Raw genomic sequence first — 15,935 nt, forward strand, 5'->3', positions numbered from 1 at the left:
TCAGCCTTCCTCGGTCACGCGCAGGACTTCCTCGAGGGTCGTCTGCCCGCTCAGGGCCTTGCTCAGGCCGTCCTCGTACATGGTGCGCATGCCGGCTTCACGGGCGATGCGCTCGATCTCGCCCATGCCATCGCGACGCATCACCGCACGCCGCAGCGCGTCGTTCATCACCAGGAATTCCATGATGGTGGTGCGCCCCAGGTAGCCGGTCGGCGCCAGCGCCGACGGCTTCGGCCGATACAGGTGGATCGTTCCGTGCGGCTGCAGGCGACGCAGGTCGAAGCGCTCGATCTCTTCTGGCGAGGCTTCATAGCGCTCGGCGTGGGTCGGCTCCAGCCGGCGCACCAGGCGCTGGGCCAGGATGCCGTTGATGGTGGAAGTGAGCAGATAGTCTTCCACGCCCATGTCGAGCAGGCGGGTGATGCCACCCGCGGCATTGTTGGTATGCAGCGTGGACAGCACCAGGTGGCCGGTCAACGCCGACTGGATCGCGATGCGCGCGGTTTCCAGATCGCGCATTTCGCCGATCATGATGATGTCCGGATCCTGGCGCACGATGCTGCGCAGCGCATTGGCGAAATCCAGCCCGATCTGCGGCTTGGCCTGGATCTGGTTGATACCTTCGATCTGGTACTCGACCGGATCTTCAACGGTGATGATCTTGACGTCGGCGGTGTTGAGCTGGCTCAGCGCGGTGTACAGCGTGGTGGTCTTGCCCGAACCGGTGGGGCCGGTCACCAGCAGGATGCCGTGCGGCTGTTCAAGCACCTTGCGGAACTGCGGCAGGAAGGCATCGGTGAAGCCCAGCCGGTGGAAGTCGAACACCACCGTCTCGCGATCAAGCAGGCGCATCACCACGCTTTCGCCGTGCGCGGTGGGCACCGTGCTGACACGCAGGTCCAGTTCCTTGCCCTGCACGCGCAGCATGATGCGGCCATCCTGCGGCAGGCGGCGCTCGGCGATGTTGAGCCGGGCCATGATCTTGATGCGGCTGATCACCGCGGCGGTCAGGTTGGCCGGCGGGCTCTCGCCTTCGACCAGCACGCCATCGACGCGGTAACGCACTTTCAGCCGGTTTTCGAAAGGCTCTACGTGGATGTCCGATGCGCGCAGTTCGACCGCGCGCTGGATCACCAGGTTGACCAGGCGGATTACCGGCGCTTCCGAGGCGAGATCGCGCAGGTGCTCGATATCGTCCACTGCGCCGCCTTCGCCATCGGCGGTTTCCACGATCGCGCCCATTGCACTGCGGCCCTGGCCGAACCAGCGCTCGACCAGGTCATCGATCTCCGCGCGCATGCCCAGCAGCGGCGTGACCGGTACACCCAGTGCCAACTGCACGGCCTGCTGCGGGTAAGGATCGTGGGCATCGGCCAACCACAGCTGCACGCCGTGTTCATCCAGCGCCAGCGGGCACACGTGGAACTGCTTGAGGAAGCGCAGCGACAGCGGCAGGCCTTCGGCCAGCGCCTGCGGTGGCGATTCAGGCAGCTGGCGCCCCTCCAGCAGCGGCAGGCCCAGCACATCGGCGCTGGCCTGCGCCTGGTCACGTTCGGACACCAGCCCCAGCCGGACCAGCAGGCCGAGCAGGCTGCCACCGGCTTCGGCATGCAGCGGCCGCGCACGTGCCAGATCTCCTTCCTTGAGCCGACCACGTGCCAGCAGCGCATCGAGGATGCGGCCTTCAGTGTCGTCGGTGGCAGTGGCAGCGAGCGCGTTCACATGACTCTCCTGTCGATCGTCCCGACTTTAGCAGTTAAGCCGTGGTTTCCACCCGCTCCGATTCTTCTTTCGTAAAAAGACGAGGCCCGTCACACAGGTGACGGGCCGCGCTTATTCATTTACGACAGTCGGTTATTACTGGGTCGCCAGGATGCTCACGCCGTTGTAGGCCGCTTCGCCCACCACCTTGATGTAGTAGGTGCCAGCCACCGGCTTGTTCACCCGCACCGTTTCGGACGTGCCGGGACGGGTCGACTTGGCATCGTTGTCGCTGGCACTCGGCTCGCGCCCCTGGGCAATGTAGACCGAGACGTTGCCGGTGCCACCGTAGGTGATCACGCTGAACTGCTTGCCGGCGGCTGCCTCGAAGCTGTACAGGCGGCTGCTGCCGGCAGTGCCGTTCAGCCCCCCCACCGCGGCCTTGTTGGTCAGCGGCGTCGCCACCGGTCCGCAGTTCTCGGTGCACGGCTCTTCCAGTGCCTTGGCCAGCGCAGCCTTGGCATCGACGATGCCGGTGCCGATCGGGGTGGCGGTCGGGATGCTGACCGGGAACGGACGTGCGGTTTCCTTCAGCAGGGTACGCATCACCGCCGGGGCCAGCGGATCCTTGCCCTTGGCGATCAGCGCGCTCTGCACCAGTGCAGCGACGGCGGCCACGTGCGGCGAGGCCATCGACGTGCCGCCCATGCCCATGTAGCTGTAGCTACCCGACGCTGGCGTGGTGGCCGCATCAGAGCCGGACTGCCAGATATAGCCACCCGGGTTGCCGTCGACGCTGCCGCCACCGCCCGGGCCGGACAGGTCAACGCGGGTGCCGTAGTTGGAGTAGTAGGTGATGCCACCGGTGATGCGGGTGGCACCCACGGTAACGACGCCATCGCAGCTGGCCGGGCGGTACCTGGAGGCGTTGTCGGTCTCGTTGCCGGCCGCCACCACCACGGTGGTACCGCGCGAGATCGCGCCGTTGATCGCATCCTGGTAGGTACCGTCGCAGCTGCCGCTGCCACCCAGGCTCATGTTGATGACCTCGGCCGGATTGGCGTTGGCCGGGACCCCCGCCACGGTGCCGCCGGAAGCCCAGGTGATGGCATCGGCGATATCGGACAGGTAGCCACCGCACTTGCCAAGTACGCGGACCGGCAACACCTTGGACTTGTGCGCGACACCGGCCATGCCGACGCCGTTGTTGGTCTGCTCAGCTACGGTACCGGCCACATGGGTGCCATGCCAGGAACTGTCTTCGGCGAGCGAGCCGCTGTAGCACTCGTTGTCGTTCTCAACCCAATCGCCATAGTCCTGTGCGCCCGGCACGCGATCGTCGGTCGCGCGGCGCGAGGTCTCGGCGTCACTGATGAAGTCGTAGCCCTCCAGCAGGTTGCCGACCAGGTCCGGATGCTGCGGCAGGATGCCGGTGTCGAGCACCGCCACCACCACACCCTCACCCTGCGACACATCCCACGCCGCCGGCGCGTTGATGCCACCGGTGGCGTTGTGCAGGTGCCACTGGTACTGCTGATAGTAGGGGTCGTTCGGCGCCAGCGCCGGCTGCACATCGCCGGCCCGGAGTTCACTGCGACGCAGCTTCACGTCGGCCTCGGCGTACTGCACGGCCGGATCGGCCTTCAGCTCCTTCAGCACCCGCTGCAGCTCGGCAGGCGCCAGACGGCCCTGCAGGCGGATCACATCGGCGCCGACGCCCAGCCTGCGCACCACCTGCGGCCCCAACGTGCTGGCACGCGCCGCACCACCGGACAGGCTGGCCCGGGTCAACGCCGACTGCACGGTGGACAACTTGGCCGAACGGTCGAGTGCGGCGGCCGTGCCGGCGCGGTACTTGACGATGATGCGGTCGGTGCCCGACTGGGCAGCGCTTGCCTGGCGCACCGGCTCGTGCACCGGCAACCCGGCGGCGTGGACAGCGCCAACGGCGGTCAGCGACAGCATGGCGGCCGCCAGCACATTGATGCGAAGGGTCTGCTTCTTGGTCACGTTCGAAATCCTCTTCAAGGTCATGGTTGAGCTTTCCTTCTCCGCCCGTTGCTCGGACGGAGCTCACTACGGCCATCACTCCCTGCGACTGCCCTGGCTGGCCCACCAGGGTTGCCGTGCCACGCCCCTTTGGCGCTCACTGCTCGACGTGCCGATGGGATGACCCACCGGCACGTTGTTGCGCACTTACCAGCCGAAGCCGGCACCGACGCCGACCGAGCTGTCATCACTGCTGAAGGCACCACCGATGGTGACCGTGGCGCGATCGCTGATCGCACGCTGGTAGCCCAGCGACATGGCCGACTCGCCCCCCTGGAAACCGATGCCGACGCCGACCCGGTTCTGGGTACGGATGCCGGCGGCACTGGTGGCCATGTTGAGCATCGCCGAGCTCATCGCGCCCTGGCGGTCGATGCGGCGATCCATGTGGCGCAGGCGTCCATCCACTTCACCCTTGAACACATCGAAGCTGTCGGACACCGCCTGCACGCGGCTGTCGGTGTAGCTGTTGGCGGTGGTGATGCCACGATCCAGCTGGCCCTTGTTGACCGCATCGGTTGCGGTGGTACCGGCCGCCACGTTGGTGACCTGGCGTTCGTTGCCCTCGCTGCCCACCGAGACGGTGTTGGCGCGATCGGCTACCGAGCCCTGGCCCAGCGCCACCGCATTGGCCGCCGTCGCACTCGCGCCCTGGCCGACAGCGGTGGACGATGCACCACTGGCCACAGCGCCATCACCCATCGCGACGGCGTTGATGCCACCGCCTGCGACCAGTGCCGGCTGCGCACTGCCTGCGCTGGCTGCAGTCGGAGTGCCCTGCACCCGCGCCGTGGTCGATCCGCCATCCGCCAGGCTCGCATCGGCGCTGGCCGACGCCGTGGCCGCGCTGGCCGCGTCGGCATCCAGCGGAGCGACCATCGAACGCAGGCTGGCCGCACCGGAACGCGTGCCGCTGGCGGTGCGACGATCGATCTCGCTGACCTTGCGGTCCAGTGCGCCCAGCGCGTCGCCGACGTTGCTGTAGGTGGAGCCCTGGATCACATAGTTCGGCGCAACGAACACACCCTGCATGCCGACGCTGGCACCGCCGCCGAGGAAGCTGGCGGCATCGCTGAGCGACTGGAACAGTTGGCCACCGTTGATCGCCTGGCGGCTGCCGGAGGTGATGCTGCCGGCGCCGACGTTGTCGATGGTGGTGCCCTGGATCCCGCCAAGCGTCAGGCGGTCACGGCTGGCATCGTCGTAGCCGACCGAACTGGCCGCGCTGGTTTCAACGGTAGCGATGCGCGAGTCGAAATCACCGACCCGGGTTTCCACCGCGCCCACGCGCTGGTTGGTGACGTTGAGCTGTGAACCGGTCACGGCATCGCTGCTGCCGGCGGCGATGCGGCCGTCGGCGACGTTGACGATGCGGCGCCGAGCCGGGCCGTTTGTGCCGTTGCCGCCACCGACCGACACCACGTTGGCCTCCAGGGCGGCCGCGCCCGTACCCAGAGCCACCGAGTTGACGCCGGTCGCACCGGCGTTGGCACCCATGGCAATCGCACCGCTGGCGGGCACCGTGGCGTTGCTGCCCAACGCGATGCTGCGTGCGCCGACGGCGGTGGCAGTCGAACCCATCGCCACCGAATCAGCGCCCACTGCGCTCGCGGTTCCACTGCCGTTACCACGGAAGTAGCGGTTGGTGGTGTTGGCTGTAAAGGCGACCACATCCAGCTGCCCGCGATTGACGGCATCGTCCCACTCGGTGCCGTTGGCGACGTTGGTGATCTGCCGGTTCAAGCCGACGTTGCCCACCGACACGGTGTAGGCACGGTCGGCGACCGAGCCGCCACCCAAGGCGACGCTATTGGCCCCGTTGGCCTGGGCGCTGACACCGAGGGCCGTTCCGTTACCGCCCACGGCCTTGGCGCCATAACCCACCGCGGTACCGAGACGGCCACTGGCCTCGGCGTAGGCACCGAGCGCCGAAGCGCCGTCCGCCGTTGCCGTGGCACGGAAGCCACTGGCCTGCGACTGCGTGCCGCTGGCGGTGGACTGCGCGCCGCTGGCGGTGCTGTAGGCACCCTTGGCCTGCGCAGCGGCGCCGGTGGCACTGGAACCGAGCTCGCTGGCGGCGGCACCACTGCCCAGGGCCACGCTGTCTACGCCGGTAGCCTGTGCCGCATTGCCCAGCGCCGCGCCATTGGCACCGCTGGCCAGCGCATTGAAGCCGACCGCGGTGGCGTTGGCCGCGACTGCGGTGGCACCGCTGCCGAGCGCACTGGCGCCGTTGCCGATCGCATTGGCTGCTTCACCGGCAGCCAGCGCGTTGTCGCCTTCGACGTATGCCCCGGCATCGCTGTCGGCACTGCCGCTGGCCTGGAAGTGCTTGCTGGTCTTGTCCGCCGTGGCAGCGACGGCATCAAGCTGGTTCTTGTTGACCGCATCGGTGCCTTCGGTGCCCGCGGCGACGTGGGTCACCTGGCGTTCGTTGCCTGCACTGCCGACGGCCACGGTGTTGTCACGGTCAGCCTTCGAACCGGCGCCCAAGGCGACGCTGTTGGCACCGTTGGCGGTAGCGCTGGCACCCAGCGCGGTCGACTCGGCGCCATCGGCCCACGAGTTCCAGCCGATGGCGGTGGCGTAGTCGTCGGTGGCCCAGGCACCGGCACCGAAGGCCGCTGCACCGGTACCGCTGGCACGCGACGGGATCAGGCCGAAGAAGGTGCTGCCACCGATGGCAACACTCTCTGCGCCACTGGCTTCGCTGGATTGACCGACGGCGACCGCGCCGCTGCCTGCTGCTGCTGCACCGAAGCCGACCGCCGTGGTGTTGGCACCGGTCGCGGCCGAGCCGTAGCCCAGCGCAGTGCCGAGACGGCCGCTGGCTTCGCTGTAGCCACCGATGGCGGTGGTGCCATCGGCCGAGGCTGCACTGCGGAAACCACTGGCCAGCGATTGCGCACCGCTGGCGACCGCCTCCGCACCGTTGGCCGTGCTGTAGACGCCACTGGCCTGTGCCGCGGTGCCGGTGGCCGTGGCGCTGATGCCACTGGCCACCGCGCCGTTGCCGAGTGCGGCACTGTCTGCGCCGGTGGCCTGCGCGTTGCTGCCCACCGCAGCCGCATTGCTGCCCGTCGCCAGCGTGTTGAAGCCTACCGCAGTCGCATTGGCGGCCACGGCCGTGGCACCACTGCCGAGCGCGGTGGCGCCGTTGCCGATCGCATTGGCCGCTTCACCGGCAGCCAGCGCGCTGTCGCCTTCCACGTAGGCACCGGCATCGCTGTCGGCGCTGCCGCTGGCCTGGAAGTACTTGCTGGTCTTGGCCCCCTCGGCGGCCACTGCGTCCAGCTGATCCTTGTTCACTGCATCGGTACCTTGGGTACCGGCGGCCACGTTGGTGATCTGGCGGGTGTTGCCGCCACCACCGACCGACACGGTGTTGTCGCGGTCTGCAATCGAATCGGCACCCAGCGCCACGCTGTTGGCGCCGCGCGATTCCGCCGCATTGCCCAGCGCGGTGCTGTTGATGCCCGGCGCATAGGCGCCGCCACCGACCGCGGTGGAATAGTCGCCGGATGCTTCGGTCGCCAGCAGGCCGAACAACGAACCACCGACGGCCACGGCATTGGTGCCGGTAGCCAGGCTGCCCTGGCCGGTGGCGGTGCTGTAGGCACCGGACGCTTCCGAATCGCCGCCGAGCGCGACGCTGTTGGAGCCGGAGGCGTTGGCGAAGTTGCCGAAGGCGGTGGCGTTGAATGCCGATGCGTTGGCGTAGCCACCGATGGCGGTGCTGTAGCCGCCGGTCGCTTCGGCGCCGATGCCGAACGCCGCCGAAGCGGTGCCGCTGGCCACGCTTTCACTGCCGACCGCCGTGGCGGCCTCACCGCTGGCATTGCTGAAGTAACCTACCGCCACGGCTTCCTCGCCGCTGGCCTCGGACAACACGCCGGTGGCGGTGCTGCCGGCGCCACTGGCCACCGAGGCCGCACCGAACGCCGCACTCTGCTCGCCACTGGCTTCGCTCTCGGCACCGTGCGCGGTGGCGTATTCGCCGGTCGCCTGTGCATTGGCACCAATGGCGCTGGCATTGGCTGCAGTGGCCAGCGCATTGAAGCCGATGGCCTGTGCATTGCTGGCCAGCGCATTGGCGCCACTGCCCAGCGCGGTGGCGCCGTTGCCGATGGCATTGGCCGATTCACCGGCGGCCAGCGCGTTGTCGCCTTCCACGTAGGCACCGGCATCGCTGCCGGCGCTGCCGCTGGCCTGGAAGTACTTGCTGGTGGTCGCGGCACTGGCCGCAACCGCATCGAGCTGCGACTTGTTCACCGCATCGGTGGCCTGGGTACCCGCCGCCACACTGGTGATCTGCCGCTCGTTGCCGGCGCTGCCCACCGACACGCTGCGGTCGCGGCTGGCCACCGAACCCGCACCCAGTGCAACCGCGTTGTTGCCACTGGCCGTGCTGCCCGCGCCCAGGGCGATCGCACTTTCACCGCCGGCCACCGTGTTGGTGCCGATGGCGATGCTGTTGATGCTGTTGCCCAGTGCCTGGAAGCCCAGCGCAACGCTGTTGTCGCCGTAGCTGAAGGCACCGCGCCCGACGGCGGTGGAACTGGTGCCGTTGGCCCAGCTGTTGTAGCCGATGGAGGTCGCGCCGTTGGCACTGGCCCATGCCGCCGGACCGAACGCCGAGGCATTGCGGCCAGTGGCCCACGCGCCAGCACCGAAGGCGGTGGCGCCTTCCTCGCTGGCGGTGCTGTAGCCACCCACGGCGGTACTGTCATCGGCCTTGGCGAAGGCGCTGTCACCGATGGCAACGGCATAGCTGCCGGTAGCGCGCGACTTGCCGCCTGCCGCGAAGCTGTTGTCGCCGGTGGCCTGCGCCGCAGTACCGAAGGCGCTGCTGCTGGCGCCGGTGGCCTGCGCGGCATTGCCGACGGCGGTGGAACCGGCCGACGCGGTGGTGCCGATCTGCACCGGATTGCCCTGGTCATCCAGCAGGGGCTGGTTGTATTCGTCGTACGCCTGGCTCAGGCCACCCACGGCCACTGCACCGTCACCGTCGGCGAAGGTATTGCGGCCCAGTGCCACGCTGTCGGCGCCGATGGCCGCCGCGCCTGCACCCTGTGCCAACGCACCGGCACCGATGGCGTTGCTGGCCGAACCCGCCGCGACCGCACCCTCGCCTTCTGCATAGGCGCCTACATCGCTGCCGCTTTCCGGCTGCGCCTGGAAGAAGCGCGCAGTGGTGTCGGCGGTGCTGGCCACGGCGTCCAGCTGTGCCTTGTTCACTGCATCAGTGGCTTCACTGCCGGCCGCCACGCTGGTGATCTGCCGCTCGTTGCCGGCACTGCCCACGGCCACGCTGTTGGCGCGCACCGCTTCGGAATTCGCACCCAGTGCAACGCTGTTGGCACCGCGCGCGGTGGCGTAGTAGCCGACGGCGGTGCTCTGCGCGCCACTGGCCCAGGTCTGCGCACCCAGTGCGCTGGCGTTCTCGCCCGGTGCATAGGCGAAGTAGCCCACGGCGACCGACTCGGCACCGGAGGCCTCGGTCAGGCTGCCATTGGCCACGGCATGGTCACCGCTGGCGATCGCGCCCGCACCGACTGCCGTGGCCGCTTCGCCATTGGCCTGGGTCTGCACGAAGAAGCCCAGGCCCGGGATCAGATCCGCCGGACCACCGATGGCCACGCTGCTGGTACCGGTAGCGTTGCTCTGCGTACCGACGGCCGTGGAGTAGTCGCCGATGGCATTGGAGACCGCACCGAACGCCGACGACTGCACACCCGCCGCGTAGGCACCCACGCCGTACGCCGACGCGGCGAAACCGCCGGCATCGGCGCTGGCACCGACAGCGGTACCACCGACCCCGGCACTGGTGGCGCCGGTCTCTACCGGCACGCCACCACTGGTGATCAGCGGATTGCCATCGGTATCCACCGCAGCACCGCCGACGGCGACGCTGCCCGGACCGACTGCCTGCGCGTTGTTGCCGAAGGCCGCGCTGTTCTGGCCCGACGCCAGCGCGTTGTTGCCGACCGCAGTGGCGTTCTGCGCGACAGCGGTCGCACCTGCACCGACGGCGGTCGTGCCGTTGCCGATTGCATTGGCGGCTTCGCCAGCGGCGAGCGCGTCATCTCCCTCGGCCAATGCGCCAGCATCGCTGTTGCTGCTGCCGGTGGCCTGGAAGCGCTTGGCGGTGGTATCGGCTACTGCCGCCACACCCTTCAACTGACCGACGTTGACCGCATCGGTATCTTCGGTACCTGCGGCAACACTTGTGATCTGCCGGGTCAGGCCGTAGTCGACCGCACCCACCGACACGGTATCCACGCGATCGGCCAGCGAGCCGGCGCCCAGCGCCACGCTGCCGGTGGCCACGGCCGCCGAATTGGAACCCAGCGCCGTGCTGTACTCGCCCACTGCGGTGCTGAACGCACCAACTGCAATCGAGGCTTCGTTGGCGGCAGTTGCACCGCGGCCCAGCGAGGTGCTGCCGGGGCCCATCGCCACCGCGCCTGCACCGACCGCGGTTGCGCCATCGGCGCTGGCTTCGGACAGTGCGCCCAGTGCGGTGGCCGCACCGTTCTCGCTGGCGGCCACGGCATGGGCACCGACGGCGGTATCGCCCAGGCCGAATGCGGCCGCGCTCTGCCCGACCACCACGCTGGCATCACCGAAGGCGAGCGCGTTCTGGCCGAAGGCACTGGCACCGACTCCCGCAGCAATCGCCTGGGTGCCGACCGCAGTGGTGGCGTTGGCCAGCGACTGGCTGCCACTGCCGACCGCGATGGCCCCCTCGCCTTCGATCTTCGCCGCGTCGCTGTTGTCACCAGCGCCATCGGCCTTGAAATAGCGGCTGCCCTCGGCCGCCGCCTGCGCAAGCGCAGCCTGCGTGGCGCGTGCCTGTGCATCCAGCTGCGCCTTGTTCACCGCATCGGTGGCGGCGGTACCGGCGGCGACGTTGGTCACCTGCCGTTCCTTGCCGGCATCACCGACAGAGACGGTGTTGGCGCGTGCTGCCTTGGAACCGGCGCCCAGCGCCACGCTGTTGGCGCCGGTGGCGCTGGTACCCGCACCGATCGCCACCGCGTTGCTGCCCTTGGCGCTGGCAGTGCCATCGACCGCGCACTTGTCCACCACTTTGCTGTTGAGCACCACGCAGTTCGCGCTGCCGCCAATCTCGACCGACTGCGCCGAAACGATGCCGGTCATTCCCAGTCCCATTGCCAAGGCCAGCGCTGCGGCCAGTCGTGCCGGCGCGGCATCCGTCGCACTGCGGCGCTGGTCGACGACCCCGCCTGATGAGCTGGAAGAGGCCAGTTCCGAGGCCACCACCAACTGACCCAATGCTTTGTTCCAGACCTTGCGATAAATCCGATTCATCGGTACGGCTCCTGATTGGACTGGTTTTGGGCAAAGCAACGCCACCGCCGAACCTTCGTGGTTCAACGTCCCCTGGGGGCGTCATTCGCGTGATTTACTGCGGGTATTGCCGAACGGCGCGCAGGGACAGAAAACCGAGCGCATGCGCCGTGCGGTTACTGCGGGATGAACAGATTTGAAACGGGGGTCAAGTGTTAACGGCATCTTTGCGAATCGTCAAGAGTTTGACGCAGCAAAAGCCATTGCCGTGAAGCAGTTCACTGTTTCACTTGTTTATGTACGTATTTTGTTAGGCGTGCGTGAGGAAATCCTCACATATGAAAACGTATGTAACTGATGGACAGCACAGGGGTTTCCGTATTCAAAAAGAAAAACCCGCCGGTTTCCCGGCGGGTTTCCATACGCGATGGCATCGTCAGCTGCGCAACGCGTGTGCGATCAGCCGCACCATACCCGTGCGTTGCGGAACATGCGCATCCACGGTGAATCGCCCTGCCACTCGGCCGGGGCCCAGCTCAGGTTGAGCGCGCGCGGGGTGCGCTCCGGGTGCGGCATCATGATGGTCACCCGGCCGTCGGTGCTGGTCAGGCCGGTGATGCCGTCGGGCGAGCCGTTCGGATTCAGCGGGTACTGGCTGGCGACGTTGCCGTTGCCATCGATGTAACGCAACGCGACACGGGCTGTGGCCTGGTCGACGGCGTTGTCGAACACCGCCTGGCCTTCGCCATGCGCCACCGCCACTGGCAGGCGCGAACCGGCCATGCCACGCAGCAGGATCGACGGCGACTCCACCACTTCCAGCAGCGCGGTGCGGGCTTCGAACTGCTCGCTGGCGTTGCGACGGAACTGCGGCCAGTGCTCGGCACCGGGGATGATGTCCTTCAGCTGGCTCATCATCTGGCAACCGTTGCACACGCCCAGGGCGAAGCTGTCCTCGCGCGCGAAGAACGCGGCGAAGGCATCGCGCAGCGCAGTGCGCTCGAGGATCGAGGTCGCCCAGCCACGGCCGGCACCGAGCACGTCGCCGTAGCTGAAGCCGCCGCAGGCGACCAGGCCGGTGAAGTCCTGCAGCGCCACGCGGCCTTCGATGAGGTCGCTCATGTGCACGTCGAATGCGCGGAAGCCGGCACGTTCGAAGGCGTTGGCCATTTCAATCTGGCCGTTGACGCCCTGTTCGCGCAGGATCGCAACGCGCGGACGCGCCCCGGTCTGCACGAACGGCGCGGCGACGTCCTCATTGGGATCAAAGCTCAACTTCGGCTTCAGGCCCGGCGCGGTGAAGGCGCGGGCGATCTCGCGCTCGGCATCGGCGTTGGCCGGATTGTCGCGGCGCTTCTGCATGGCGTGGGTGACCGACCACCAGGCATCGAACAACGCTTCCCAGCGCCATTCGGCCAGCGAGTCACCAGCCAGCGACACCCGCACCACCGGCGCGGTGGTCGGCTTGGCGATGCGCTGCGCGCACTCGGTCAGCGCATGGCGCTCGACCAGGTCGGCGAACGCGGCGCGGTCTTCGCGGGCGATCTGCACAACGGCGCCCAGCTCTTCATTGAACAGGCTGCGGAACGGATCATCGCCCCACGCGTCGAGGGTGATGTCCAGGCCCAGGCGCGAGGTGAAGGCCATTTCGCACAGCGCGGCGAACGCACCACCGTCGCTGCGGTCGTGGTACGCGCGCAGCAGGCCGGCCTGGCGTGCATCGCGGATCAGCTCGAAGAAGCCACGCAGGCGCTGCGGGTCGTCCAGGTCCGGGGCGGCACCGGCGAACGCCGGCAGGTCGCCGTGGTCGGCGTGCACCTGGGCCAGGATCGAACCACCCAGGCGCTGCTTGCCGGCACCGAGGCCGATCAACCACAGCTCGCTGTCGATGTCGCGGTCCAGCAGCGGCGTCAGCTGCTGGCGTGCATCGGCCACCGGCGCGAACGCGGTGATCACCAGCGACACCGGCGACACGCTCTTGTGCGCCTCGCCCTGGTCGTGCCACTGCGCCTGCATCGACAGCGAGTCCTTGCCCACCGGGATGCTGATGTCCAGCTGCGGGCACAGTTCCATGCCCACCGCCTTCACTGCGTCGTACAGCAGCGCGTCTTCGCCCGGGTGGCCGGCAGCGGCCATCCAGTTCGCCGACAGCTTGATTTCATCCAGCGCGTCGACCGGGGCCGCGCACAGGTTGGTCAGTGCTTCGCCCACGGCCATGCGTGCCGAAGCAGCCGCGTCCAGCAGCGCCAGCGGCGTGCGTTCGCCCAGCGCCATCGCCTCGCCGGCCACGCCGTCGAAATCGGCCAGGGTGATTGCCACGTCGGCCACCGGCAGCTGCCACGGGCCGACCATCTGCTCGCGCGCGGTCAGGCCGCCGACACTGCGGTCGCCGATGGTGACCAGGAAGTTCTTGGAAGCCACGGTCGGGTGCGCGAGCACGCGCAGACCGGCTTCCTGCAGATCCAGGCCACCGGTCTTCAGCGCCGGCCAGCGCGGTGCCGGCGGGTGTGCGGTATCGCGGTGCATCTTCGGCGGTTTGCCGAACAGCACGTCCATCGGCAGGTCGATCGGCGCATCGGCCGGGATGTTGCCCGGCACGGCGCCGTAGGCCACCACCAGGTGTTCCTCGGCGGTAGCCACGCCCACCGCAGCGAACGGGCAGCGCTCGCGTGCGCACAGCGCGGCGAACTCGGCCAGGCGCTCCTGCGCCACACCGAGGACGTAGCGCTCCTGCGACTCGTTGCACCACAGCTGCATCGGCGACAACGACGGATCGTCGGTGGGCACCTTGCCCAGGTCGATGATGCCGCCCACGCCGGAATCGTGCAGCAGTTCGGGAATGGCGTTGGACAGGCCACCGGCACCGACGTCATGGAAGAACTTGATCGGGTTGTTGGTCCCCATCGCCACGCAGCGGTCGATGACCTCCTGGCAGCGACGCTCCATTTCCGGGTTGTCGCGCTGCACGCTGGCGAAGTCCAGATCCTCGGCGCTTTCACCGGAGGCTACCGAACTGGCGGCCCCGCCGCCGAGGCCGATCAGCATCGCCGGGCCGCCGAGCACGATCACGGCATCGCCGTCCTGCAGCAGGATCTTGTCGACCTGCACGCGATCGATGGCACCGAGACCACCGGCCAGCATGATCGGCTTGTCGTAGGCGCGCACCAGGTCGGCGCCTTCCGGCAGTTCGAAACTGCGGAAGTAGCCGAGCAGCGCCGGGCGGCCGAATTCGTTGTTGAACGCGGCGCCGCCGAGCGGGCCGTCGGTCATGATCTCCAGCGCCGGGGCCATGCGCGGGTTCAGCGCACGCGGTGCTTCCCACGGCTGCGGCAGCTCGGGAATGCGCAGGTGCGAGACCGAGAATCCGCTCAGGCCGGCCTTCGGCTTGCCACCACGACCGGTCGCGCCTTCATCGCGGATTTCACCACCGGCGCCGGTCGACGCGCCCGGGAACGGCGCGATCGCGGTCGGGTGGTTGTGCGTTTCCACCTTGATCTGGAACGCGCTGGGCACCTGCGGTTCGCGGCGATACTCGCCGCTGGCCGGGTCCGGACGATAGCGCGAGGCCGGGTGGCCTTCGATCACCGCCGCGTTGTCGCTGTACGCGCTGAGCGTGTGCTGCGGAGTCTGCTGGTGGGTGTTCTTGATCATCCGGAACAGCGAGCGGTCCTGCTCCTGGCCGTCGATGGTCCAGCTGGCATTGAAGATCTTGTGCCGGCAGTGCTCGGAATTGGCCTGCGCGAACATCATCAGTTCCACGTCCGACGGCGAGCGGCCCAGCGCGGTGAAACGCTCGCGCAGGTAGTCGATCTCGTCCTGCGCCATGGCCAGGCCGAGGCGCTGGTTGGCGGCCTCCAGCTGCTCCACCGGCACGCGCTCCAGTTCGCCACGGGCCGGGGTCGAGAACAGGGACTGGCCCTGGTCGACGGTCTCCAGCACCGACTGCGTCATCGGGTCGTGCAGCACCTTGACCAGCGCCTGCTGGGCGGCGGCATCGGCCGGCCAGCCCTGCACATCGATGCGCAGGCCACGCTCGACCCGGCTCACCGGCTGGCCGGCACCGCGGACCAGTTCGCTGGCCTTGCTCGACCACGGCGACAGCGTGCCCAGGCGCGGCACCACGATGCGGCTGACTGCACCGTCAGCGACCGCCTCGGATTGCGGGCGGGCTTCCAGGATGCGGCACAGGGTATCGACGTCGGGGGCAGCAGTGCCCTCGGCCTGCACGAAGTAGACGTGCCAGGCACCGCTGATGCGCAGGGAGGGAGCGATGGACTGCAGGCGGGATTCAAGACGTTCGCGGCGGAACGGCGACAGGGCGGGCGCGCCCTCGAGGACCATCATGTCCGGGGAACCGTAGTTGGGAAACGGGCCCGACATTGTACCGGAAGCGGGGGGAGGCTTCGGCCGGGCGGCGCCCGGCACCCGCAGAGGCCAGAGCAACCGTCAGAGCCGAAGCAACAGCAACGGCCAAAGCAAAAGCTGGCTTGCTGTGGGCTGGGTGGGGCGGTGGGGGCCAGCAGGACACGCCGTAAACCCATCCATGGGGGCTCGATGGCGCCAACGGTCCTGCTGGCCCCCACCACCCCACCCTCGACAGATTTCCTGCTGCTGTTGGTAGGTGTCGACCTTGGTCGACACGGTAGATCCACGCCATGCGTGGATGCTCCTTGGTTACCGGCCGCTGGCCGGCGACCAGGGAAATGTGGAAATCAGACGCCTGAGAGCGAAGCGATCGGCGTTTGATCTTGATTTTTTGTTCTGTCTTTCGTGGCTGGCGCGCGCATGAACCCGCCCGGGCCCAACCCCGGAACCTGCTCTAGACCCCAACCACGAGGGGGCTCCGCCGATGGCCGCCGACCGCGCGCCAG

General features: G+C 68.3%; 4 protein-coding genes. All 4 read right to left on the reverse strand.

Features of this window, described 5'->3' with window-relative positions:
- Positions 1-1,722 carry a type II secretion system ATPase GspE gene (gspE, locus tag WKB25_RS08840; RefSeq protein ID WP_340570019.1) on the reverse strand — a complete coding sequence of 574 codons (1,722 nt, stop codon included), beginning with the start codon at positions 1,720-1,722 and terminating at the stop codon, positions 1-3.
- Positions 1,723-1,857: 135 nt separating this feature from the next.
- Positions 1,858-3,711: a S8 family peptidase gene (locus tag WKB25_RS08845; protein WP_340570133.1), complete on the reverse strand. Its 1,854-nt coding sequence runs from the start codon at positions 3,709-3,711 to the stop codon at positions 1,858-1,860.
- Positions 3,712-3,897: 186 nt separating this feature from the next.
- Positions 3,898-11,085: an ESPR-type extended signal peptide-containing protein gene (locus WKB25_RS08850; protein WP_340570020.1), complete on the reverse strand. Its 7,188-nt coding sequence runs from the start codon at positions 11,083-11,085 to the stop codon at positions 3,898-3,900.
- A 438-nt stretch (positions 11,086-11,523) separates the two neighbouring features.
- Positions 11,524-15,408 carry a phosphoribosylformylglycinamidine synthase gene (gene purL / locus WKB25_RS08855; RefSeq protein WP_340570021.1) on the reverse strand — a complete coding sequence of 1,295 codons (3,885 nt, stop codon included), beginning with the start codon at positions 15,406-15,408 and terminating at the stop codon, positions 11,524-11,526.
- Positions 15,409-15,935: the final 527 nt, after the last annotated feature.

Origin of the sequence: Stenotrophomonas sp. G106K1, from assembly GCF_037969685.1 — a bacterium.
GTDB lineage: Bacteria > Pseudomonadota > Gammaproteobacteria > Xanthomonadales > Xanthomonadaceae > Stenotrophomonas > Stenotrophomonas lactitubi.

Bases quoted from the DNA above. Each gene is read 5' to 3' on its own strand.
- purL (WP_340570021.1), bottom strand. From the start codon at position 15,408: ATGATGGTCCTCGAGGGCGCGCCCGCCCTGTCGCCGTTCCGCCGCGAA.
- WKB25_RS08850 (WP_340570020.1), bottom strand. From the start codon at position 11,085: ATGAATCGGATTTATCGCAAGGTCTGGAACAAAGCATTGGGTCAGTTG.